The organism is Gluconobacter sp. OJA, from assembly GCF_039638325.1.
In the GTDB taxonomy this organism is placed as follows: domain Bacteria; phylum Pseudomonadota; class Alphaproteobacteria; order Acetobacterales; family Acetobacteraceae; genus Gluconobacter; species Gluconobacter cerinus.
On sequence record NZ_JBDIWI010000002.1, the window covers coordinates 264987 to 288214 of the forward strand.

Consider the following 23228-nt stretch of genomic DNA (forward strand, 5'->3'; position numbering starts at 1 on the left):
GGGGGCAAGCCCCCGGACGACGTATCAGCGACGCAGGCCGAGACGCTCGATCACGCTCTGGTAACGAGCCTGATCCTTGCGCTTCAGATAGTCCAGCATGCTACGACGCTGACCGACCATCATCAGAAGACCACGACGGGAGTGGAAGTCCTTCTTGTGGGTCTTCAGGTGCTCGGTCAGGTTAACAATGCGCTCGGTCAGGATCGCAACCTGAACTTCCGGCGAGCCCGTGTCGGTCTCGTTCTGGCGGTATTCAGCGATCAGAGCCGTGCGGCGTTCTGCAGTAATCGACATCGTGTTCTCCAAAAAACTCGTGGTTTTCCAGCATCCGTGCTGCCCTGAGCCGTCCATCGCGGATCTGACACAGGCCAATCACGTGCTCTCCGATCATCGCACGCCACAGATGGTCTCCCTCCTGTGACACGGCCGGCAGAGAATATGTGAGATCCGAGGGGTCAAGAGACTGGCCCCAGATCAATATTCTTCCCTCCGCTTCGGTAACGGCCAGCGCCGGGATGTCGACCAGCGCGGTCGCTACATCCAGCAGAGGAGCCGGAAGAGCATCGGCGTTGTCCACAGTTTGAGTCGATTTGTCCAGTGCTATCTCGTCAATCGTCATGGCATGGGACAGATCAAACGGCCCGCATTTCGTTCGACGCAGGACAGAAATATGCCCCACCGTTCCGCACGCAAGAGCGATGTCTCGCGCCAGAGACCGCATATAAACGCCCTTGCCAGACTGCACTTCAAAAACCGCAGTATCCGCATCCGGACGCTCTACCAGCGTTATCGAATCTATCCGGGCCGGGCGTGGCGGAAGCTCTGGCGGACGGCCAGCACGCGCAAGATCGTAAGCCCGTTTTCCACCAACTCTCAATGCAGAGAACACGGGGGGAATCTGCATCACATCGCCCGTCAAAGCAGGGAGACAGGCGCGTAGATCGTCATCTGTTGGACGATGAACCGACGTCGCAAGAACTTCTCCCTCGCGATCATCGGTTGTGCGGCTTTCCCCCAGAGAAAGGGTAAAGCGGTAACGCTTTGTCGCATCCATAATATAGGGGATCGTTCGTGTGGCCTTGCCAAATGCGATCGGCAGGACGCCCGAGGCCAAGGGGTCGAGCGTGCCGCCATGGCCCGCTTTTTTCGCGTCAAATTCCCAACGCAGTTTATTGACCATGTCCGTAGACGTTGGGCCAAGCGGCTTGTCGAGAATCAGCCATCCGTCAATCTCGCGTCCGCGTTTTCTTGCCACTGGTCCAGCATCCCTCACTCATGATCGGGCGCTGATAGACCAGTCTGACCTGTAAATGCAAAAACACCCCTGACCCAAAGGCCAGAGGTGTTGTGCAAAATCAGTCTTCCAGATCTCGGCTAACTTCCGGTGAACGAAAGAGCTGATCCAGTTCCATCGCATTGTCCAGCGCCGTATCTGGCTGGAAATGAATTTCCGGAACACTTCGCAGTCGAAGCACCTTGGCCAACCCGGAGCGAAGGAAGGGAGAAACCCGCTTTAAAGCAGGAAGAACTTCTTCCACATCGCTCCGGCCCAGTCGGGTCACGAACACTGTCGCGTGACCAAAGTCCGGGGAAACCCGAACTTCCGTAACCGTGATGCGAACATCCAGCAGGTCAGGATCACGAAACTCCGTGCGGGCGAAGATGTCCGCCAGTGTCCGGCGAACCTCTTCTGCCACCCGAAGCTGGCGAGTGCTCGGCCCTTGGGCAACAACGCCGGCCGGGCCTTTCAGGTCATTTCTGGAACGTGAGCTCAAGCCGGGATCACTTCCATCTCGTAGCACTCGACGACATCGCCTTCGCGCAGATCATTGTAACCTGCGAAGGAAAGGCCGCACTCATACCCACGAGCCACTTCCTTGACGTCGTCCTTGAAGCGCTTGAGCTGGCTGAGTTCACCCTGATGGATGACCACGTTCTCACGCAGCAGACGCACGCCACAGCCACGCTTGACGAGGCCTTCGGTGACATAGCAACCAGCGACCTTGCCAGTCTTCGTGATGTTGAAGACCTGACGGATCTCCGCATAGCCCAGGAACTTCTCGCGATGCTTGGGCGCAACCTTGCCCTTCACGAGCTGCTCTACGTCGTCCGCCACCTGGTAGATGATGGAGTAGTAGCGGATATCCACACCTTCACGCTGCGCCAGTTCACGAGCCTGCGTCGTCGCACGAACGTTGAACGCCACGATGATGGCATCAGAAGCCTTGGCGAACTGGATATCGCTTTCCGTGATCTGACCGACGCTGGCGTTCAGGACGCGAATTGCAACTTCCTCATGAGCCAGCTTCTGGACTGTCGTGGAGATTGCTTCCGCAGAACCCTGGACGTCCGCCTTGATAAGAAGGGCAACTTCCTTCTGATCACCGGCCTGAATACGAGCCAGCATCTGGTCGAGCGTGCCACGGGCAGCAACCTGCGTCGCAGCCTGCTTTTCCTTGATGGTCCGCTGACGGAATTCGCTGATCTCACGAGCGCGGACGTCGTTTTCAACAACAACGAACGGCTCACCTGCACCCGGAACACCTGCGATGCCGAGAATCTCGACAGGCATGGATGGGCCAGCATCCTTGAGCTGACGGCCACGATCATCGAGCACCGCACGAACACGTCCCCACTCTGCACCAGCGACAACGATATCGCCGCGACGCAGTGTGCCCTTCTGAACCAGAACAGAAGCTACTGGGCCACGTCCGCGATCAAGGCGGCTTTCGATCACCGTACCTTCGGCCATACGATCCGGGTTGGCTCTCAGATCAAGCATTTCAGCCTGAAGCAGAATAGCTTCTTCCAGCTTGTCCAGCCCCGTACGCTTCAGTGCCGAGACTTCGACATCCTGCGTATCACCGCCCATATCTTCGACCACGATTTCATGGCTCAGAAGTTCCTGACGGACACGGGTTGGGTTGGCGCCGGGCTTGTCCATCTTATTGATGGCGACAATGATCGGGGCGTTCGAAGCCTTGGCATGCTTAATGGCTTCGATCGTCTGCGGCATGACACCGTCATCGGCCGCAACCACCAGAACGACCACGTCCGTCACGGATGCACCACGAGCACGCATGGACGTAAACGCCTCATGACCCGGTGTATCGATGAAGGTGATCTTCTTTCCAGAAGGTGCCGTGACCTGATACGCACCGATGTGCTGCGTGATACCGCCGGCTTCGGCGCCAGCCACATCAGCAGAGCGGAGTGCATCCAGAAGAGACGTCTTGCCGTGATCGACATGACCCATAACGGTCACGACCGGAGCACGCGGTGCAAGGTCTTCTGGACGATCTTCAACACCCTTGATGCCGATTTCCACATCGCTCTCAGCAACGCGCTTCACACGATGGCCGAACTCTTCGACAATCAGCTCAGCAGTATCGCCGTCGATGCTCTGGGTTGCCGTCGCCATGACGCCCATTTTCATGAGCGACTTGATGACATCACCCTGGCGGGACGCCATACGGTTGGCCAGTTCGGCTACCGTGATGGTTTCCGGAACAATTACGTCACGCACAACGCGCACCTGATCAGAACGAAGACGTTCAAGCTCAGCCTGGCGACGCTCACGATCACGCTGACGGCGAACTGAAGCCAGCGAACGGGTTTTGCCGTCATCGCCTTCAATCGCTGCGCGCACGTCGATGCGACCGCTACGACGGTCATTGCCGCCCGGGCTCTTACGTGGGGAAGGTTGCGTGGAACGACGCTGGGCCGGACCGCTGGGAGCACCACCGCCACTGCGACGAGCAGGAGCACGACGCTCTTCTTCGCCACCAGCGGCTGCGGCCGGAGAACGCAGATGAAGCGTCTCACCACCACGCGGCTGTGCCGGCGCAGCAGGCGCAGGACGCGCAGTCTGAACCGGACGCTCCGGCATGATTGCACGCTCTGCGAGAGGACGCAGGCGCTGCACAGGGGCGGCAAGCTGCACGCCACCCGTTGAATGTGTGCGCGGATCAAGCGGAGCAGCACGCTGGGCTTCTTCAGCTTCGCGTTCAGCCTGACGCACAGCGCGCTGGGCTTCTTCTTCTGCGAAGATGCGTGCGTCTTCCGCTGTTTTGATCGCCTGGCGATCACGCTCGATGCGCGCCGCTTCTTCAGCTTCTCTTGCTTCTGCAGCAAGACGCTGTTCTTCCTCAGCACGACGGGCCGCTTCTGCAGCCGACATGATCTGGATCTTTTCGGCTTCGCGGCGTTCAGCCTCTTCAACCGCAGCTTTACGCTGTGCTTCCAGAACGCGCTGACGCGTTGCAAGCTCCGCAGCCGTCAGGGCGCGACCGCCAGCACCAGCACCACGACCACCACGTGCGCCGCCAGCAGCCGAGCCACCCGGACCGGACGCTGCGCGCTTGGGCTTGCGAACTTCAACCTGCACGACCTTTGAACGGCCGTGGCTGAAGCTTTGACGCACGGAGCCAGCGTCGACTGTACGACCGACCTCCTGACGTCCTGCTGGGCGTAGGGACAGGCGGCCAGTCTTGTTCTGTTCGCCGCCCTGTGATGGGGTCTGTGTTCCGTCCTGGTTGCGCTCGTTGCCGTCGCTCATAGTTCCGCCTGTTCCTTACTGACCCCTTTGGGGTCTGGGAGTGGACGTCCTGCCACTCCCGAAAATCTCTCATGTTCGGCGATCAGGCGCTGTGCCAGCGCACCCGGCGCCATCACCGCATAGACCGCCCGGTCCCGGCCGAACGCCGAAGCCAGGACGCGATCGGGAACTGTCACCGCCGGCAGAGATCGCCGGCCCGACACCAGTCTGGAGAACTCGTCCAGGCTTGCACCTTCGGAACGGATCACCACCCCTGCCCTACCGGAAATGAGCCACTCCCGGCATTTCTGAAACCCGCAGACAACCTGCCCCGCTCTTCGGGCCAGACTGACAGCGTCCAACATCCTCTGTCCCAGTGCAGCCTCGACGAGATCCGCCAGACAGTCCGGTACAGACACCTGGGCCTTTGCAGCACGTGCAAAAGCCTGTCGGGTGCGGGGGCTATCTAACACATCCCGGCTGGCACTCAACCACATTCCCCGACCAGGCAGCTTTGCAGCCAGATCTGGCACAACCCGATTATCCGGGCTGACCACGAAACGGATCATGCTTTCAGGCGGCCTCTGCTCTCGGGTCACGAGGCAGCGGCGCTCTGAACCGCGGCGCCCTAAAGCACCGCGAATGGGACCATTATCAGTATCAGAAATATCAGACGTCGGTCGACTCCCCGTCCTTCTTTTCGGCTTCAGCCGATTCGTCACCTTCAAACCAGTGGGCACGGGCTGCCATGATGACTTCATTCGCGGCATCTTCATCCATGGCGTCTGCGCCAAGAATATCCACGAGTTCATCACCTGCCAGATCCGCCAGATCGTCGAGCGTTTTCACACCCTTCTCACCAAGCGTCACCAGCATCTGGTTCGTGAAGACTCCGAGATCGACAACATCGTCCGTCACGCCAAGCTCTTTGCGCTTGTCGTCCAGCTCGTGTTCCTTGCCAGCCAGATACTCGTTTGCACGCAGCATCAGCTCTTCGGCAACACTCTCATCGAAGCCTTCGATGTCATGCAGTTCGCCCGGCTCCGTATAAGCCAGTTCTTCGATGGAGTGGAAGCCCTCTGTAACCAGAAGGCTGGCAATCACATCGTCCACATCCAGCGAGTCAACAAAGAGGCCAGTCCGCTTGCGGAACTCTTCCTGACGACGCTCCGATTCCTCGGCCTCCGTCAGAATATCGATGTCCCAGCGGGTCAGCTGGCTGGCCAGACGCACGTTCTGTCCGCGGCGACCGATCGCGAGCGAAAGCTGCTCATCCGGCACCACGACTTCAACACGCCCTGCTTCTTCATCCATCACCACCTTGGTGACTTCAGCAGGTGCCAGCGCATTCACAACAAATGTTGCAGCCTGCGGGCTCCAGGGAATGATGTCGATCTTCTCGCCCTGCAACTCAGCCACAACAGCCTGAACGCGCGAGCCGCGCATACCAACGCAGGCACCGACCGGATCAATTGCGGCATCACGGGAAATGACAGCCATCTTGGCACGGGACCCCGGATCACGGGCAACAGCCTTGATCTCGATAATGCCGTCGTAAATTTCCGGCACTTCCTGGGCGAACAGCTTGGCAAGAAATGCCGGATGCGTCCGTGACAGGAAGATCTGCGGGCCGCGCGGCTCGTCACGTACATCATAGATATACGCGCGAATGCGGTCCGAATTTCGGAAAGACTCGCGGGGGATCAGCTCGTCACGACGCAGAAGGCCTTCGGCATTGCCGATTTCAACCATCATGTTGCCGTACTCGGTACGCTTGACGGTACCGTTGACGATCTCGCCTACGCGATCCTTGAATTCATTGAACTGGCGCTTGCGTTCATATTCACGCACGCGCTGCACAATAACCTGCTTGGCCGTCTGCGCTGCAATACGACCAAAGTCGATCGGCGGCAGTGGATCAACGAGATGTTCGCCAATCTGAATTTCCGGCTGAAACTTACGAGCAATGTGAATGGGGATCTGCGTGTCCTCATTCTCCACCTGCTCGACAGCTTCCGTCCAGCGGCTGAGACGAACTTCGCCCGTCTTGCGGTCGATGGTCGCGCGAATGTCCTTCTCGTGACCATACTTGGCGCGGCCAGCCTTCTGAATGGCCTGCTCCATCGCTTCCAGCACTTCTTCGCGGTCGATGTTCTTCTCGCGCGAGACTGCGTCTGCGACCAGCAGCAGTTCAGGGCGGATAACAGATGTGTCCATCAGATCGGACCTCCAGCCAGCATGAGACGGGTCATTGTTTCTTCTTCCCCGGCTTCTTCGGATTCAGTTTCGGAACGCGAGGCGTCTCGCCGTCACTCTCCGCTTCAGGTGTGATACCCGAAAGGGCAGCACTTGCCTCAATCAGGGCATCCGTCAGGATCAGACGGGCCTTGCGAACTTCTGCCAATGGCAGCTCCGCTTCAGTCCCGTCGTCCAGACGAATCACGCCCTTGCCATCCCGCGTGCCCATCACCGTTCCAGAGAAACGACGACGGCCATTGAGCGGAACATCAAGCTCAGCCTTGGCCAGATGTCCGGCGAATCGTTCCCAGTCCTTTGCACGGGTCAAAGGGCGGTCGATTCCAGCTGATGATACTTCGAGCATCCATGCGCCTGGAATCGGGTCATCCACGTCAAGGATGGCACCGACGGCGTGACTGATCTGCTCGCAGTCCTCCACGGAGATCAGGGAGCCGTTTGCACGGTCCGCCATGATCTGAATGGTCGGGGTGTCGCGCCCGAGAACGGAAAGACGGACGAGCTCGTAGCCCAGGTCCGCCAGCGTCGGCACGATCCGCTCCGCAATGCGGGCTTCAAGGCCCGTCAGATGAGGCAGTTCGAGACCGGAAGATGTGTTCTGTTGAGACAAGACAAAAAAGGCGGCCCGTCAGGGCCACCCCCCGAAAAGAAGCGGAAGATGAATGGAATGACCTCTATCTAGGCCCTCCACCCTCGCAATGCAAGTAGAACGACAGGGATACAGCCCCATAAGCATATCGAAAGATTTGTTTACATTTATCAGTGCGGAGAATGCTTGCCTTGAACGGGTAGTCAGGGTGAGATGAGGCCCTGATGACAGCCGAACCCGAGCCTAAACCGCATCTCCTTCCGCAGCAGGATGCTCCCCGGAGCCGACCTCTCTGGGCGGGAGGTAGTCTTCTGGCCGTGGTCACCATTGGGGCCGGGGCATTTTTCTACACTCATGCCACAACGCCCAAGGCGGCAGTTCCCGCTTTTCCGCCAGACAATGCTGCCGTTGGCACAGCACCGGCGCTTCAGGCGGCGGTTCAGCTTTCCATGCTCTCCGCACAGAATGCCCCTAAAGCGCTTGCTGCCACCAGTTTCAATGCCCAACAGCGAAGCCAGATTTTAGCGGCTGTGCAGCGTGGCGATATGCGCCTTGTGGAAATGCCGGTTCTGGATGCGGCAGGCGTGACAGGACAGACCGTTGATGTCACAGTATCCGGATTGACCCAGCGCATTGTTTTGACAGGAAAATTCCAGCGGCTCATTCTGCCGATTGCCGAAGCCGCACAGGTTACGATTGATCCTGTCACAATGCCGCACGCACCCGCTCTTACCATTGGTGCCATGACCGCCCTCGGCCCCGAAGCCCTGCCAAGCCTGACTGCGCTGAGTCAGCGTATCGTGCTTGGTGTGATTGTTCAGTAAAGGCCACCCCGGTGTTCAAGTCCCTCGTTCCCATGCTCAACCGGGCCATGCCAGTTATGATGGCGGCCTTCCTGATTCTGGCGGTCATTCAGGTGGCCGTCATGCTACACCTGTCTCTGGATGGTTTCTGGAGAGCTCTGAACTGGGCACGCCCTGCCTATCTTCCCCTTGCCGGAATCGGCGCCCTCCTGACCGTCATGGGTCTGGGATACGAAACTTCTGCAGAAAAACTGGCGCGTCGTGGACTGCGCCGGAGGAAAGGTCTGATCATGGATGTTCTCAGCCGGCTGACCAATCGTGGTGCGCTTGAAGAACTCATGGCCCGCGAACAGCGCGAAACCGTCATAGATGCGGAGGAGCTTGCCGCATCTCTTCGGGCCCGCGTCATCGGGCAGGACCGTGTCTGCGAAGACATTGCCCAGCAGCTCCGCCGCCGCCTCGCTCTTCAGGTTCGTGGCAAGCCCGTCGGCATTTTTCTGCTGGCAGGGCCTCCAGGGACTGGCAAAACCTATCTGGCCAAGCAGATTGCCCGCCAGATGGAGCGCCCCCTGCTCCATTTCGATATGACGCAGATGTCCAGCCCCCATGCAGCCACACAGCTCTTCGGCTCTCCGAAGGGCTATGTCGGCTCAGACACTTTCGGCAAGCTGACCGGCGGGCTCAAGGATCAGCCAGATGCCGTCGTGCTGCTGGATGAAATTGAAAAAGCCCATCCGGACGTGTTCAAGAAGTTCCTCACTGCATGGAACGATGGTCACGTTACGGAAGCGTCTACAGGCGAGCAGGTCTCCACTACCCGCGCCATCTTCATGCTGACGTCCAACATCGCAACCGACGCACTGACAGAGATTGCGGACCGTTTGGAGAATGAGCCCGACAAGATGCGCGCGGAGTCGGTGGAAGCACTCAAGCGGGCAGGCTTCGCTCCTGAGGTTCTGAACCGCCTCGACAGAATCTTTGTATTCCGCGCTCTCCGCGGCCTGGATCTGGCCCGTGTGGCCGCTCTGGAAATTGAAGCCATGATCGAAAGCTATGGCCTGCACGTTGAAACAGGCGGTATTGATCCGGCCCTGCTCTTTCAGGTCATGGTCAAGCAGAAGAATCTGGGCACCGGCGCCAGCGCTCGTGATCTGGTGCGGTCCATTGAAGATATGGTGAGCGAAAGCCTGATTATCGCCCGTCAGCAGGGCGCCAAGACGGTTCGCCTGACGGCAGGAGATGATGGCGTTGTCGCGGAAATTTCCAAGGATACCGAAGCGCAACTCGGCCGCCTGAGCCACTGATCCATGACAGCATTTGGACGACTCTGGCGCCGCGCGCCTCTCTGGCGCACAAGCCTTATCATGATGGTCGGCGGGATCGGGATGGCGTCGTTTTTCCCGACCCCCGCTTTGAAGAAAGCCATGCCCTGGCTCCCGGGACATGCTCCTGGTGCAAGCCCAGCGTCTGCAGCGGGCGCTGGCCCTCAAAACGCCGCCGGCGGCAATGCCCCCAATGGTGGTGTGGATCAGGTGGGTGTTCCCGATCCAGGCATCACCCTCCGGCACAGCCTGAAGATTGCCGGGCGCACTGTTCCGCTCCCGACCGGAGACTGGCACACCATCCTGACAGCCCGTAGCGGCCCTCACGGAGAAATTTCCCAGCAGGTTCTGGCGCGTACGGATAGTGGCGTTGTCTCGGCAGTCATTGTTGTCCGCGCCAGCCAGCAGACCCTTCCGCAGGAAGTGACGGATGGGCTGGAAACGCCGTGCCATGATGATCGCAACTATGCATCACGTATCAGCGGAAAGCCGGGCGCATCGGAAGAGTGCACCTATATGGGGAACGCAGTTCTGGCGAACAATACAGTCAGCCCGGACCCGTTCATCACAGCCGCCTTCAACCGCATGGCAACACTCGGCTTTCCCATTCCACCCCTCATGATCAATGTTGGGTGGTATCACGCTGCCCTTCAGGGCACGCAGGGCGTTCAGGTCGAGACTGTTGAAACGCTTATTGCCCCGATTGAGCACGGGTCTCGGCAGTTGCTGGCGCCCATTAACATCTGGGGCAAGGGCACAGTTCATTCCAATCCGGACTCCTCGCGCTTCATCACGGATCTGGATCGGTGGATGCTGAAATGGGCGGACGTTCTGCGGCAAGGGTTTGACGGGACGCTTGACCCTAATACCCTCACACCATCCATCACGAGTGATCCATCAGCGCCCAAAGCGTCCTGACAAAAAAAGGCTGCCTCCCAACAGAGAGGCAGCCTTTTTTTAATTCATTAACGAGGCGTCTTTCATGCCTCCCAGTCAGTGGTGGCCAATATTGCCGCCCATACCGCGGCCCATGCGCCGTTCTGCCATACGGGCCAATCTCACAAACGGTAGCCCAAGCAGAAGATAAGCCGCACCGACCATCAGCCCCGTTCCGAAATAATCGTAATAGGTGGACGATAGACGGACATAGGTCTGACTGAGTTCCGTTAAGGTGATGACGGACACCAGCGAACTGTCTTTGAGCAACGAAATAAAGTCATTGGTCATGACCGGCACAACCGTGCGGAAGGCCTGCGGCACCACGACCAGACGAAGCGCCTGCCAGTGCGTCATGTTCAGGGCAATAGCGGCTTCCATCTGGCCGCGGGGGACAGACAACAAACCCGCACGGTAATTCTCGGCTTCATAAGCCGCGTAATTGAGCCCCAGTGACAACACGCCTGCCATAAAGGGAGACAGCCGGATGCCAAAGGCTGGCAGGCCATAGAAAATGAAAAGAACCTGAATCAGCAGCGGTGTACCGCGAACAATTTCCACATATAGCCCCGCCACAAGCCGAGGGACCGTCCCACCATAATGTCGCGCCAACGCAAGAAGCAGGCCCAGGGCGACCGCAATCACCATAGCGAGCGCTGAAACAGCCAGCGTCATCAAGGCAGCCTGGCCGATCAGAGGCAGGAACCCGACATACCGGTGGACCAGAACTTTCCAGTTTCCACCCGTGGTGCTGGCCATGGCGGCCCGATACCGGTCCCATTCCACCGGGGCAATATCCGGATGGGTATGGTCCCCCGTGTAGTTCTCCATCAACGGAGTCCACAGGTTCCAGCGTGCCAGAATCTGGTGAAGCGTCCCGTCCTTGATAAGATCTCCGAGGGCGGCGTCCACCTGATCACGCAACGCGCGGCTACCAGGCGCAAACGCGATGCCATATTCCATGCTGCCGATCGGTTCGCCCACCAGCTTCATGTCATCGGAAATGCTGCCGTAATACAGGGCGATGGGCGCATCCAGCAGGATCGCGTCCAGTCTGCCGTTGCGCAGATCTGAAAAGGCATTTGTCTCTTCTTCATAAGACCGGATCGTAGAGCCACCCTGCCGGCGCAGCATTCGCTCGGCTGTGGTGTCCTTGATCGTGCCAATCTTATGCCCCTTGAGAGCCTCCAGCGTGTCGAGACCCGCTTCTTCCTTGCGAAGAATGATCCGCTCGCTTGTTACATAATAAGGACGGGAGAACAGGACCGCCGCCTTGTGCTCCGGCGTCATTTCGATGCCGTCTGCAACCATGCTGTAAAGGTCACGCGACAAACCAGGAATCAGCCCATCCCAGTCATTCTGAATGAAACGCGCCTTGCGGTGCATTTTCTCCGCGATGGCATTGACCAGATCGTATTCGAAGCCCGTCATTCGGGATTCATGCTCGGGATCATGGAACACGTAAGGCACATTGGCCTCACCATCCGAGGCCCAGGGCAAATCGGTGTTATCCCGAGCCCCCGGCACGACCAGAGCGTCTGGCGCGGATGCGACAGTCTCGTCAGCCGCTACGGCATGAACGGAGGGTGCCAGCATGAAAGCCAGCGCCAGAAGACACGCAGAAAACTTGTTCATCACAGGAGCGTCCGCAGGAAGCGCCGTGTGCGCCCCTCTTTCGGGTTGGCGAACATCAGGTCCGGGTCACCGCTTTCAACGATCTCACCAGCCTCCACATACAGCACGCGATCCGAGGCAGCACGGGCAAAACGCATGTCATGCGTTACGACAAGCTGCGTCATCCCATCATCATCCAGATCCCGCATCACCGACAGAACTTCTTCTGAAAGTTCCGGGTCGAGTGCGGATGTCGGCTCGTCGTACAACATGACAGACGGCTTCATGGCGAGCGCACGGGCAATTGCCGCGCGCTGCTTCTGGCCGCCCGAAAGACTGTCCGGGTAGCGGTCTTTAACACCCGCCAGGCCCACTTTTTCCAAAAGCGTACAGGCAGTCGCCTGCGCCTCATCCCGTGAGACACCCTTCACGCGCATCGGCGCCATCATGACATTATCAATGACGGTTCTATGAGGGAAAAGATTGAAGGCCTGAAAGACCATGCCAACATGCGCCCGCAAACGATGGGCCTGTGCCTCATTGGCGCGCGTCCAGCTTTTGCCCGTACAGGCGAGTGTCACATCTTCAATACGGACAGTTCCGGCGTCAGGATGCTCCAGAAAATTGAGGCACCGCAGGAACGTGGACTTGCCACACCCTGACGGTCCGATAATCGAGATCAGCTCGCCACGTTCAACATCAAGTGACAGACCACGAAGAATTTCGTTGCCATCAAAAGACTTGGCGATCCCGCTCGCCTGTAACACCAGATCAGTCAGTTCCAGACATCCCTTAACAAGACGTGTGATCATTATACCGTTCAGCCCTCTTAACGGACCTCGCACTGGCTATCGAGACCTTTCCTGCATGCGGGAATGAGAATTCACCAGATTGCAGCTTTTCAGACGCCCCCTTGCAGTTCCCGCGCTCAGAGGGTCTAAGCTGATGAGACCGTGAACCGGACAGAACGCTTCCCATGACGACCCAGCCGCCCGACCCGACAACACCTTCCGTGCTTCTGGATGTCAGGGATATTACGGTTTTCCGTGGAGACCGGCTGGTTCTGGATGATGTGAGCCTTTCGCTTGCTCATGGCGATGCCATGATACTCACCGGCCCGAATGGTGCGGGAAAATCCACTCTTCTCAGAACAATCGCAGGCCTTCGCAAGCCTGATGGTGGCACGATTGAGCGCTATGGAGCACTGGCCTGGCTGGGCCATCAGGATGCTCTCAAGCCCGGCCTGACGCTGGCGCAAAATCTTGCCCTGGCCGATCGCCTGGGTAGCGGAAGCATGGAAGACGTGTTGAAAGCCCTTGATCTGGCATTCCTGACTGACCTTCCAGCACGCCTCCTGTCCTCGGGGCAGAAACGCCGGGCAGCTTTCGCACGCGTCATGCTGTCAGGAGCACCCCTTTGGCTTCTGGACGAACCGACCGTTGGTCTGGACGTAGCGAGCATCGAACGGCTTGGGGCAATCATGGCCAAACACCGTGACAATGGGGGAGCCATGATTGTTACGACGCATGTTCCGCTCCCTCTGGATAACACGCGCTCGCACGAACTCCCTTCCCTTGCTCACGCTGAACCGCTCTGGCTGTCATGACCGCTTTCTTTGCCCTGATCGACCGCGACCTGCGACTTGCCTATCGGTTTGGGGCGGATACGCTCGCATCCCTGCTCTTCTTTATATTGTGTGGCAGCCTTTTCCCTCTGGCTCTTGGTCCTTCACCAGACCTGTTGCGTCATATGGGGCCTGGTATCATCTGGGTCTGTGCACTGCTCGCATCGCTGCTCCCGCTGGACAGACTTTTCGGCTCTGAACTGGAAGATGGCTCACTGGATCTGCTCATGCTCACGGACCTTCCAGCGTATGCCGTTGCCTTTGCCAAAATGATTGCTCACTGGCTGACAACTGGCCTGCCTCTTCTTGTTGCAGCGATCCCGCTTGGCATCATGCTGGGCGTAAAAGGGAGCGAACTCCCGCTTCTTTTGTTCGGGCTGATGCTGGGAACGATGTGCCTGTCCCTGATGGGTGGCATGGCCGCCTCAATCGTGTTGGGGGCGCGTCGTGGTGGCGTTCTTTTGCCACTTCTTGTTCTACCTCTCGCAACGCCGGTACTGATTTTCGGTGCGGCTTCGTCCTATGCCGGGCAGCTTGGTGCATCATCAAGCGCCGGATTCGACCTTCTGGGAGCATGCCTGTTTGCAATGCTGCCACTTTGCCCACTCGCAGCAGGCTATGGCCTCAAATCTGCGGTCGGTTAAAAAATCTCTCGATAAATCCATAAATTTTTTCGATTTGAACGTTTCTTGCCCGGCTTGAATAAGCTGAGCAATGAGGCGTTGGTTTTTTACAAATTATTCATCTTCATCATTTACATTGACTGTTAGCTTTAATTGAACGAATTACGCCATCAATAGCTTTCGTTTGTCTGCAGAAGAAGCGATGGGAGCAATTCCACTTCACTCTGCGAACAATACGGCGCACCCCCTGCATTCTGGATTTTCATCACATCATGGCAACATCTACACCCGCTTGGACAAACGGCGATCTCTACACGTGGGTCGGCCCAACAACCGGCGGCAACTGGAGTGACGTGTCGAACTGGAGCTACGATGGCGCACCAGCAACACACGTTCCTGATACGCAGACGAATCAAGGCACAGTCACCATCCCATCAGGTGTGACCGTTACCGTCTCAAGCGCGACGTCAACGCTTTCCGGCGTCAACATCAAGGTTGCAGGCACTCTCGACATTGCCTCCGGCACCAGCGCTCTGGCTGTCAACAATCTGGAAGTCGCTTCAGGTGGCACGGCCAACATCCAGCGCCCGCTGACGGCTAACAACGTCCTTCAGGTTGATAACGGCGGCACTGCGACATTCTCGAATGTCTCGCAGGACTGGTCTGGCTATCCGGGCCTCAAGCCATCGATCGCGACTGGCGGCACGCTCAATTTTGATAATTCCAACATTACGCTGGGCAGCGTCAGCGGCAGCGGAATTGCTGGCAACCTCAATATTTCCAATGGTTCGACCGTCAAGACGGCCAGCAACAGCACCACCATTACAGGCCCCATCACGGTCAACGGCGCAGGTACGTCCTTCACGGACAGCTCTGCCCTCCAGTCTACCCTGACGTTGAATGATGGTGCCAAAGCCACCATTACGACTTACCCGACTGACGGCACAAAGGTCGTTTTCGGAACGGGCAACAACACGCTGATTCTTCCGAGCGACCAGTACGCAGCTAATAAGCTGGTTCTGGCCAACCTGAAGGAAGGCGACAGCCTTGGCGTGAATGGTCAGACCGTAACGTCTGCCACCATGACCAGCGACAATGTAAAGCTGACCACGTCTAACGGCACAGTCAGCCCCAAAAGCGTCACCTACGACAGCAGCTACAAAAATGCTCCGACCGATAGCAACCCGGTCACGGTTAACACCAGCAATGGAAACGGCGTCATTTGCTTCCTCGCAGGTTCAATGATCCGCACGCAGGATGGGGAAGTTGCTGTCGAGACCCTGCGCCTTGGCGACAGCGTGGTTGTGTATGTGGACGGCCGTGAAGACGTTCGCACTGTCACATGGGCCGGACGTCGTCACATGACGGTACGTCCAGGTCCGTTTGCAGACGAAGCAGGCTACCCGGTCCGTATTCTGAAGGACGCCATCGCACCCGGCATGCCACACACGGACCTTCTGGTGACGGCAGAACATTGCCTGTTCCTTGATGGAAAGTTTGTCCCGGCTCGGATGCTGATCAATGGTCGCTCCATTCACTACGACACGAGCATCACGTCTTACGATTACTTCCACATCGAGACGGCAGATCACTCGGTCATCATGGCCAACGGCCTGTTGACGGAGAGCTTCCTCGACACGGGCAACCGCGGCGATTTCCGTCAGGACGGAAATGTTTTCAGCATCGGCGGCAGCGCCAAGAGCTGGAACGATGACGCAGCGGCCCCGCTCACGACGGACCGCACAACAGTCGAGCCCCTGTTCCGCGCAATCGAAGCACGGGCAGACATGGCAGGTTTGGTGTCTCCGGCTGACAGGGCAGTCCTGACACAGGATGCTGACCTGCATCTCATGACGGAAGACGGCACCATCATCCGTAAAACGCGTGAAACCAACGGCTATGCCATGTTCATGCTGCCGGAGAAGGTTCGCTCTGTCCGTCTGATGTCCCGCACGAGCCGCCCGTCCGATGTGATTGGCCCATTCGTTGATGACCGCCGCGAACTCGGTGTGCTCGTTGGCCAGATTGCCCTCTACGAGGCAGGCAGCACCACTGTGCTTCCCGCACACCTCGCCAAAGAAGAGCTGTCTGGCTGGAGTGTTCCTGAAGGAACGACCATGCGCTGGACCACAGGTCATGCCGCAATCTCGCTCCCGAGCCGGTCTTCTCACAGCATTGCCATGCTGGCTGTTCAGGTCCTGTCCAACAGCTCCTACCTAGTAGCGGCTGAAGACAAGGTCATTGCTCTGACCGCCTGATCCAGGTTTTCACGGCAAAACACGAAGCGCCAGCCCATCTAGGGCTGGCGTTTTTTGTTTTCCCACCTTCAAAACGCACCTGCCGTCTCGACGGCGATATGAAACCGCAGCATCATCGAAGGATATTTTCATATGAGAAGTCCTTCACATCATGCGGTTTTCCCTCCGACGTTCCCTTCTCTCATGCGCGGCTCTTCTGGGATGCACCTACGGGCTAACCGCTCAGGCTGAGCCCGGTTATTTCAGGGAGCCGTCAGTCACTGGGCAGACCGTTCTTTTCAGCGCGGAACAGTCAGTCTGGAGTGTGCCCCTGACGGGAGGCACAGCCCAGCGCCTGACCAGCGCGCCTCATGGCGCCAATGCTGTTGACCCGCAGCCTGTCCTCTCCCCCGATGGCAAAGAAATCGCATTTCTGGCAAATTTTGATGGGCCGACAGAGCTCTACATCATGCCAAGTTCCGGCGGCACGCCCCGACGCATGACGTTTGAAAACGCGCCCAAACTTCATATCGCAGGGTGGGATGCTCATGCAGGCATCCTGTACTCCATGCCGGACGCAACTGGCCCTTACTACAGCTACAATGTCGCAGCTCTGGACCCAAAAACGGGTGCAAAGCACGTTTATCCGCTTGCCAACGTCAATGACGCTTCCATTAGCCCGGACGGTAAATGGCTGTATGCTGTGCGGTTCGGGCTCGCGGTAACAGGCGATCATATGCGGGCCTATCGTGGAGGAGCACTCTCGCAACTCTGGCGGTTTGATCTTCAGTCCGGAACCGAGGCCGAACGTATCGGCACACGCACAGCGAACCTGATCCGTCCCATGCCGTGGCGGGATCGTCTGATCGTTATTTCCGATGAAAACGGGCGTTACAACCTGTGGAGCACCGCCACCGACGGGACAGATGCCCGACAGCTAACCCATTTTACGGATTACAGCGTTCTGGAAGCATCACTCTCAGGCGACCATGTTGTGTTCCGCAAAGGGGCAGACCTCTTTTCGCTTGATCTGACCTCAGGCGAGAGCCACCAGATCCCTGTCAATTTGGTCTCGGACAATGCACCTCGTGCACCGTACTGGCTGGATCGACCAACCCGCTTCACCACGTCGGAGACGATTTCTTCCAAAGGCGATGCTGCTATCTTCACGATGCGCGGCCACACGGTCGTGGCAGCAGCTTCCCCACGGCGTCTGATCGTCCTGCCCACCCCAGACAATGTCCGCCTGCGCCTCGCCCGCGTGACGCCGGATGGCAAATCCGTCATTGCGTTCAGTGATGCTGGCGGAGAATCTGCGCTGTGGCGTTTTGCGGCAGATGGCAGCGGTAAGGGAGAAGCACTCAGCCAGCCATCCTCAACCGAACCTGTCGCTCTCGAAATCTCACCAGACGGAAAATACGCTGCACATACGGATCTGCTGGGGCGCCTGTGGTTGCTCAACCTTTCCAGCAAAACTGAGAAGCTCGTTGATGATGCCACTCAGGACGGCACGAACGTTTTCGATTCCCTTTCATGGGCCGCAGACGGAAAGGCCCTCGCCTTCGTACGCACACGCGGCTCCAATCTGCGACGTCAAATTGCCCTGTATTCTCCGGAAACAGGACGGACGGAGTGGGTGACGAGCGATCGTTACGAATCCTATAGCCCAACCTTCTCCCCAGATGGGAAATGGCTGTGGTTCCTGTCTGATCGCACATTCTCGCTGGCTAACGGTTCTCCCTGGGGAGACCGCAATCTGGGACCGGCGTTTCCACATCGTACAGGCATCTATGCCCTCGCACTCCAGGCCGGAGAACGCTTTCCTTTCCAGGCCCCAACCGAGCTGGATCATGATGACAGCAAGGAAAAGAGCGACAAGAAAGATGAGAAGAAGGACGCTCCCAAGAAGCCTCTTCCCGCGTTTGAATGGAACGGGTTGGCAGATCGTCTCTATCAGGTTCCCATCCCTGCCGCCGATTATCACGGGCTGGCAGCCGCCAGCGATTATCTGTTCACCGTGGATGGTACGGACGATGACGCCAACCCTCTGAAGTCCATCCATATCGACAATAACGAGCACAAGATCGAAACCTTCTCGCCCAAGGTTGAAGATTTCAGCCTCTCGGCAGACGGCAAAACGATCATGACCGTAACCCCTCGCGCGAAGCAGGCACCCGAAGTTCTTCTGCTGCCGCTCGGGGCCAAGAAGCCTGATGATGTCGCAGGAAAAGCAGTCAGCTTTGACGGACTACGACTGCGCATCGACCCTGCTCAGGAATGGTCAGACGAATTTGTCGATGCCTGGCGCCTTCACCGTGATCATTATTATGACCGTGATCTGCATGGCGTAGACTGGAAAGCCGTTCGAGCCCACTTCGCGCCATTTGTGGATCGACTTGGAGACCGTGCGGATCTGGATGATCTGCTTGGCCAGATGGTTGCTGAAATTGGCGCCATGCACTCCCAGCTCCGGCCGGCACAAAGCCTCGAAGACCCGGCTGCGAACCTGATTGCCGGACTGGGTGCACAGATTACCCGCGAAGCAAAAGGCTTCCGCATCACACATATCTATAGAGGAGACCGCGATCTACCGGATCAGCAGTCTCCATTGGCTGCTCCGGGCGTTGATGCGCAGGACGGAGATCTGATTGTTGCCGTGAACGGACAATCCGCAAGCGATGAGCCCGACCTCTCTACGCTTCTGGCCAATCAGGCTGGAAAACAGGTTCTCCTGACCCTTCTGCGCAATGGCAAAGAACACAAAACAGTCGTGACAGCCGTAAGCTGGCGCAAGCAGAAGTCCTTGCGCGCACGGGACTGGGAAGTCAGCCGTGCGGATCTTGTGGATCGTGCGAGCCATGGACACATTGGTTATCTGCATCTGCAAGCCATGGTCGGCGATGACATGGAGGCGTTCGCCCGCGAGTTCTATGCCAACATCGACAAGGATGGACTCATTGTTGACGTCCGCGGCAATAATGGCGGCAACATTGACAGCTGGGTTCTGACGCAGCTCATGCGCCGCTCCTGGATGTTCTGGAGCCGCTATGGCAACGCTCCGGCCATTGACATGCAGCAGGCGTTTCAGGGCCATCTCATCGTGATTTCAGATGAAATGACCTACTCGGACGGTGAGACCTTCTCTCAAGGCATCAAGTCTCTCCACATCGCGCCGCTCCTTGGGGAACGCACAGCAGGCGCCGGTGTCTGGCTTTCGGACGGTGACCGTCTGATTGACAACGGCAATGCCCGGACAGCCGAGAATCCCTATTTCGATATGAACGGCCACTGGCTAGTCGAGAACAAGGGTGTCTCACCGGATATCGAGATCGAGAACATGCCGGTCGCCACCTTCAAGGGGCAGGATCAACAACTTGATGCGGCGGTTTCGTATCTGAAGACGCAGATGGCGGATCATCCGCGCCCTGCGCTCAAGGCTGAGCCTTTCCCGGTTCAGCAACCTGCTTCACCGCAATAAGGCAAAATAGTCCAAGGCCTCTGCACACATCTGCAGAGGCCTTTTTTATTCAGAGCATCATATCCATCACCTGATCCCGCCGGGAAAAACGGTGCATCAGCGCCGCCACACAATGCCCGGCAATCAGAACCCCCAAAATCCAGGCAGAAAACTGGTGCATGACACCCAGGATCGGCGCGAATAACGCAGTTTTCTGAATGAGCGCCGGCAGGTGCACCGTCCACAGCATCTGCACTGGCGCACCGTGGGCAGAGGCCATCAGCCATCCCGTGAGAGGTGTGGTCAACATCAGAAGATAAAGACATCCCTGAAGCACGCGCGCCGCAATACGCTGCTCTTCCGTAATAGTGTCAGGTAATGCTGGCGGCCGATGTGTTGCGCGCCAGGCCATTCTGAGAACAACCAGGATCACAACTGTCGATGCGATCTCCTTGTGAATGGAAAGCAGTTCTCCCTTCAAAGGAGAAGCCCCACGTGGCAGCAGGCGCCCCGCATAGAATCCAATCATCCAGACCGGGATAATGACAGCCGCCATGCCCCAGTGAAACAGGCGGGCCAGAAGAGAGTAACGTTGGGGCACGGGGCATCCATTTTCAGAAAAGGAAGAGCTTTGTGCTTCCTTTACCCTGTTTTCCGAAGCAATGAATTTTCATTCAGTGACAGAGAAGGATAGGAAGACCGGATATTCCTCCACAGGACCAGACCGTGATCCATTCCCTCTATCGTCGCATCACCGACCTTGCCGCCTCACCCAAAGCCGTATGGTGGCTTATCATTATCGCCATGGCAGAAGCGTCGGTCTTTCCGATCCCCGTTGACCTGATGCTCGTTCCCATGATCCTGACGCGACAGGACAGGGCCTGGTTTCTCGCAACAGTCTGCACTGTTTCCAGCGTAATAGGTGGCGTGATCGGATGGCTGCTCGGCGCTTTCCTGATGAAGCATATCGGTATGCCCATCGCCCATTTCTATCATGCAGACGGGCGCATTCTGGCATTGGAAGACCTGTTCCGCCGATATGGCATATGGATCATTCTGGGCAAGGGACTCACGCCTCTCCCCTACAAATTCGTCACACTGGCAGCCGGTGCGGCACACTTCCCGCTGCTGCCGTTCATCGCTGCCAGCATCACAACGCGCGGCGCACGCTTCTTCCTGGAAGCCGCACTCCTCAAGGCCTTTGGCGAACCTGTGCGCGAGTTCATCGAAAAGCGCCTGACGGTGATCCTGCTGATTCTTCTTGTCGTGATCGTTGCGGGCGTCGCGCTTGTTGAGCTCTTTTAGAGGAATAGTCACATCAGATGATGCGTTTATGGCATAAAAAATAACATAAATACTCTTTGAATATAACAGAATCATGTTATCGTCCGCGAGATCGTACTCACACGGTTATCGGTGACGGCTTTCCAGCAGGCCTGCCTGCTCCGTTCTCCTCACGTCAGAATGTCCTGCGCGGATGACATGAGGAGAAAGGAACTGCCGCCCTCCGAACGACAACCCGAACGCATATTCCCGCTGTCAAAGGAGCTCGCCATGTTTAGAAAACAGCCTATCTTTAGCGCTAAACGTTTTAACATCCTGCCTCCGGCATCACGCTCGGCAGGTGTGTTCAGTGGTATCGAAGCACAGTTTCTTGGACTGGCCTCCCCCGGGATCGTCACACTGCTTGGCCCTTTGGAAAGCACCGATCTGTCATCGTTGCCGTGTGAAGACACTCCATCCTCCCTTTCCTTCAGGAAGGCATGACATTCATGAGTGCCACAGAGCTTTCTCCACCCCATCGATCAGCCGTCACCAAATCCCGCATCCTCTGGGGCATGCCGGTGATGTTGTTGTGGGGTTATATCGCCGTTGCCCTGTACATGACGGGCGACGGCATCGAAGTTGCATTCCTTGCCAAATACGTCACGCAGATCGGCTTTACGCCCAAACAGGCAGGAATGCTCTTCACCATTTACGGTGCAACAGCCGCGATTTCGAGCTGGCTGTCTGGCGTACTGGCCGAAGTTTATGGCGCACGCCGCATTATGGCGATCGGCACCATCTGGTGGGCGCTATGCCACGTCGCGTTCCTCGGGCTCGGCCTCGGACAGCACTCCTTCCCGATGATGATGCTGTTCTATGGTCTGCGCGGCTTTGCATACCCGCTGTTTTTCTATGCGTTCTTCTTCTGGATCGTCCAGAAAACCCCGGATCATCGCCTGGCCTCTGCCATCGGCTGGGTCTGGTCGATGTTCACGCTGGGTTACGGCATCATCGCGTCCTTCCTGCCAAGCTGGACCATCCCCGCTTTCGGATTCATGCCGACCCTGTGGATGTCTTTGGCCTGGGTTCTGGCTGGCGGCGCACTGGCTTGCCTGACCATCCGCGAAGATCCCTCTGAAGCCAAGCCACTGGCAGCCAAGGTATCAGTCAAGGAACAGCTGATCGAGATCAGCCGCAGCCTGACGCTGATTGTCGAGAACCGCGATATTGCATTGGCACTCATCACGCGCGTCATCTGCAATCTGTCTCTCTTCGGCTTTCCGGTCATCATGCCGCTGTTCTACACGTCTCCGGAAGTTGGCTTCACCATGCCGCAATGGCTGCGGATCTATGGTGCGTTCTTCCTGGTTCAGCCGGTGACCAATGTGGTCTGGGGCCTTATTGGAGACCGGATCGGCTGGCTGCGTCAGATGCGCTGGTTCGGCTTTGTCGGCTGCGCAATGGCAAGCCTTGCCTTCTATTTCATCCCGCACCTGATGCCCGGCAACATGTTCACCGCAATTATCGGTGCCTTGTTCCTAGCTTTAACGCTCAACGCATTTGTGCCTATGGGAGCAATTTTCCCCGCTATTGCGCCCGATCACAAAGGTGCTGCGGTTTCCGTGCAGAACCTTGGCGGTGGCCTGAGCAACTTCCTGGGCCCGGCACTGGCAACACTGTTTGTGACCGGATACGGCACGCAGGGCGTCGTTTACATCTACGCAGCACTGTATCTGCTTGCCGCAGTCATCACCTGCTTCATCCGCTTGCAACAGCCAAAGGGAGCTTCCGCCATGGAGGTTTACTCTTCCGCCAAAGCGTCCGCGGTTCATGAAGAAATGGAAGATCTGGGCATCCAGACCCAGAAAAGCTAAGCCCCGGAAACAAAAAAGCCCGGCACTCAGGCCGGGCGATTTTCTGAAGAGACCTCGCATCAAAATGCTGATGCGAGGTCTTTTTTATTC

At 57.7% G+C, this 23228-nt stretch carries 19 protein-coding genes and 1 pseudogene; 9 read left to right on the forward strand and 11 right to left on the reverse strand.

All coding sequences use genetic code 11. The features are described from left to right. Window positions 1–24: 24 nt before the first annotated feature. The 8 genes and pseudogenes from rpsO to rimP all read right to left on the reverse strand — a co-directional run bounded on the left by rpsO (window position 25) and on the right by rimP (window position 7403). Window positions 25–294 (reverse strand): 30S ribosomal protein S15, encoded by a 270-nt coding sequence (gene rpsO / locus ABDK75_RS11665; RefSeq protein ID WP_007283842.1) that lies wholly within the window; start codon window positions 292–294, stop codon window positions 25–27. Beyond that, the gene (gene truB / locus ABDK75_RS11670) at window positions 254–1255 is read right to left on the reverse strand and encodes a tRNA pseudouridine(55) synthase TruB (protein ID WP_202206348.1); all 1002 of its coding nucleotides are present in this window, start codon (window positions 1253–1255) and stop codon (window positions 254–256) included. Before truB ends, rpsO begins: the two co-directional genes overlap by 41 nt. A 100-nt stretch (window positions 1256–1355) precedes the next feature. Then, entirely contained in the window at window positions 1356–1775 is a 420-nt protein-coding gene (gene rbfA, locus ABDK75_RS11675; protein WP_046900027.1) for a 30S ribosome-binding factor RbfA, read from the reverse strand. Beyond that, window positions 1772–3649: a translation initiation factor IF-2 gene (gene infB / locus ABDK75_RS11680; RefSeq protein WP_369826521.1), complete on the reverse strand. Its 1878-nt coding sequence runs from the start codon at window positions 3647–3649 to the stop codon at window positions 1772–1774. The genes rbfA and infB overlap by 4 nt, the downstream gene beginning before the upstream one ends. A 92-nt stretch (window positions 3650–3741) precedes the next feature. Then, a pseudogene (locus ABDK75_RS17845) lies at window positions 3742–4558 on the reverse strand (translation initiation factor IF-2 associated domain-containing protein); the annotation flags it as partial. Then, window positions 4555–5277, reverse strand: a complete 723-nt coding sequence (locus ABDK75_RS11685) for an RNA-binding protein (protein WP_369690487.1) — start codon at window positions 5275–5277, stop codon at window positions 4555–4557. The gene ABDK75_RS11685 and the pseudogene ABDK75_RS17845, both read right to left, overlap by 4 nt. After that, complete coding sequence (nusA, locus tag ABDK75_RS11690; RefSeq protein WP_046900030.1) at window positions 5207–6754, reverse strand: transcription termination factor NusA; 1548 nt, start codon at window positions 6752–6754, stop codon at window positions 5207–5209. The genes ABDK75_RS11685 and nusA overlap by 71 nt, the downstream gene beginning before the upstream one ends. 31 nt (window positions 6755–6785) lie before the next feature. Continuing rightward, entirely contained in the window at window positions 6786–7403 is a 618-nt protein-coding gene (gene rimP / locus ABDK75_RS11695; protein ID WP_046900031.1) for a ribosome maturation factor RimP, read from the reverse strand. 203 nt (window positions 7404–7606) lie between these two features. On the opposite strand from rimP, the gene ABDK75_RS11700 reads away from it, so the two are divergent. From ABDK75_RS11700 to ABDK75_RS11710, 3 genes are read left to right on the forward strand one after another with little or no spacing between them, the layout of a single operon-like run. Continuing rightward, window positions 7607–8206, forward strand: coding sequence for a hypothetical protein (locus ABDK75_RS11700; protein WP_346005965.1), 600 nt, complete (start codon window positions 7607–7609; stop codon window positions 8204–8206). A 32-nt stretch (window positions 8207–8238) separates the two neighbouring features. Continuing rightward, window positions 8239–9489: an AAA family ATPase gene (locus tag ABDK75_RS11705; protein WP_339406092.1), complete on the forward strand. Its 1251-nt coding sequence runs from the start codon at window positions 8239–8241 to the stop codon at window positions 9487–9489. Between the two features lie 3 nt (window positions 9490–9492). Next, window positions 9493–10425, forward strand: coding sequence for a hypothetical protein (locus ABDK75_RS11710; RefSeq protein WP_346005966.1), 933 nt, complete (start codon window positions 9493–9495; stop codon window positions 10423–10425). A gap of 75 nt (window positions 10426–10500) precedes the next feature. On the opposite strand, the gene ABDK75_RS11715 is transcribed toward ABDK75_RS11710, so the two are convergent. Together ABDK75_RS11715 and ABDK75_RS11720 are read right to left on the reverse strand one after the other, a co-directional pair. Continuing rightward, entirely contained in the window at window positions 10501–12078 is a 1578-nt protein-coding gene (locus tag ABDK75_RS11715) for an ABC transporter substrate-binding protein/permease (protein ID WP_346005967.1), read from the reverse strand. Next, window positions 12078–12869 (reverse strand): amino acid ABC transporter ATP-binding protein, encoded by a 792-nt coding sequence (locus tag ABDK75_RS11720; RefSeq protein ID WP_244974517.1) that lies wholly within the window; start codon window positions 12867–12869, stop codon window positions 12078–12080. The genes ABDK75_RS11715 and ABDK75_RS11720 overlap by 1 nt, the downstream gene beginning before the upstream one ends. A gap of 164 nt (window positions 12870–13033) precedes the next feature. On the opposite strand from ABDK75_RS11720, the gene ccmA reads away from it, so the two are divergent. From ccmA to ABDK75_RS11740, 4 genes are all read left to right on the forward strand, one after another. Further along, window positions 13034–13663 carry a heme ABC exporter ATP-binding protein CcmA gene (gene ccmA, locus ABDK75_RS11725; RefSeq protein ID WP_346005968.1) on the forward strand — a complete coding sequence of 210 codons (630 nt, stop codon included), beginning with the start codon at window positions 13034–13036 and terminating at the stop codon, window positions 13661–13663. Further along, entirely contained in the window at window positions 13660–14325 is a 666-nt protein-coding gene (ccmB, locus tag ABDK75_RS11730; RefSeq protein ID WP_346005969.1) for a heme exporter protein CcmB, read from the forward strand. Before ccmA ends, ccmB begins: the two co-directional genes overlap by 4 nt. Window positions 14326–14576: 251 nt before the next feature. Further along, window positions 14577–16562, forward strand: coding sequence for a Hint domain-containing protein (locus ABDK75_RS11735; protein ID WP_346005970.1), 1986 nt, complete (start codon window positions 14577–14579; stop codon window positions 16560–16562). 151 nt (window positions 16563–16713) lie between these two features. Then, window positions 16714–20019 carry a S41 family peptidase gene (locus tag ABDK75_RS11740; RefSeq protein WP_346005971.1) on the forward strand — a complete coding sequence of 1102 codons (3306 nt, stop codon included), beginning with the start codon at window positions 16714–16716 and terminating at the stop codon, window positions 20017–20019. Window positions 20020–20068: 49 nt separating this feature from the next. Here the strand turns inward: ABDK75_RS11740 and ABDK75_RS11745 are convergent, their stop codons facing one another. Next, on the reverse strand, window positions 20069–20599 hold the full coding sequence (locus ABDK75_RS11745; RefSeq protein WP_346005972.1) for a cytochrome b: 531 nt from the start codon (window positions 20597–20599) through the stop codon (window positions 20069–20071). Between the two features lie 125 nt (window positions 20600–20724). Between ABDK75_RS11745 and ABDK75_RS11750 the strand changes: the two genes are divergently transcribed. Together ABDK75_RS11750 and ABDK75_RS11755 are read left to right on the forward strand one after the other, a co-directional pair. Then, window positions 20725–21303, forward strand: coding sequence for a YqaA family protein (locus ABDK75_RS11750; protein WP_046900041.1), 579 nt, complete (start codon window positions 20725–20727; stop codon window positions 21301–21303). 467 nt (window positions 21304–21770) lie between these two features. Further along, on the forward strand, window positions 21771–23138 hold the full coding sequence (locus ABDK75_RS11755; protein WP_064274160.1) for an MFS transporter: 1368 nt from the start codon (window positions 21771–21773) through the stop codon (window positions 23136–23138). Window positions 23139–23228 lie beyond the last annotated feature (90 nt).

Bases quoted from the DNA above. Each gene is read 5' to 3' on its own strand.
- rpsO (WP_007283842.1), bottom strand. From the start codon at position 294: ATGTCGATTACTGCAGAACGCCGCACGGCTCTGATCGCTGAATACCGC.
- nusA (WP_046900030.1), bottom strand. From the start codon at position 6,754: ATGGACACATCTGTTATCCGCCCTGAACTGCTGCTGGTCGCAGACGCA.
- ABDK75_RS11700 (WP_346005965.1), top strand. From the start codon at position 7,607: ATGACAGCCGAACCCGAGCCTAAACCGCATCTCCTTCCGCAGCAGGAT.
- ABDK75_RS11705 (WP_339406092.1), top strand. From the start codon at position 8,239: ATGCTCAACCGGGCCATGCCAGTTATGATGGCGGCCTTCCTGATTCTG.
- ABDK75_RS11710 (WP_346005966.1), top strand. From the start codon at position 9,493: ATGACAGCATTTGGACGACTCTGGCGCCGCGCGCCTCTCTGGCGCACA.
- ABDK75_RS11715 (WP_346005967.1), bottom strand. From the start codon at position 12,078: ATGAACAAGTTTTCTGCGTGTCTTCTGGCGCTGGCTTTCATGCTGGCA.
- ABDK75_RS11720 (WP_244974517.1), bottom strand. From the start codon at position 12,869: ATGATCACACGTCTTGTTAAGGGATGTCTGGAACTGACTGATCTGGTG.
- ccmA (WP_346005968.1), top strand. From the start codon at position 13,034: ATGACGACCCAGCCGCCCGACCCGACAACACCTTCCGTGCTTCTGGAT.
- ccmB (WP_346005969.1), top strand. From the start codon at position 13,660: ATGACCGCTTTCTTTGCCCTGATCGACCGCGACCTGCGACTTGCCTAT.
- ABDK75_RS11735 (WP_346005970.1), top strand. From the start codon at position 14,577: ATGGCAACATCTACACCCGCTTGGACAAACGGCGATCTCTACACGTGG.
- ABDK75_RS11740 (WP_346005971.1), top strand. From the start codon at position 16,714: ATGCGGTTTTCCCTCCGACGTTCCCTTCTCTCATGCGCGGCTCTTCTG.
- ABDK75_RS11755 (WP_064274160.1), top strand. From the start codon at position 21,771: ATGAGTGCCACAGAGCTTTCTCCACCCCATCGATCAGCCGTCACCAAA.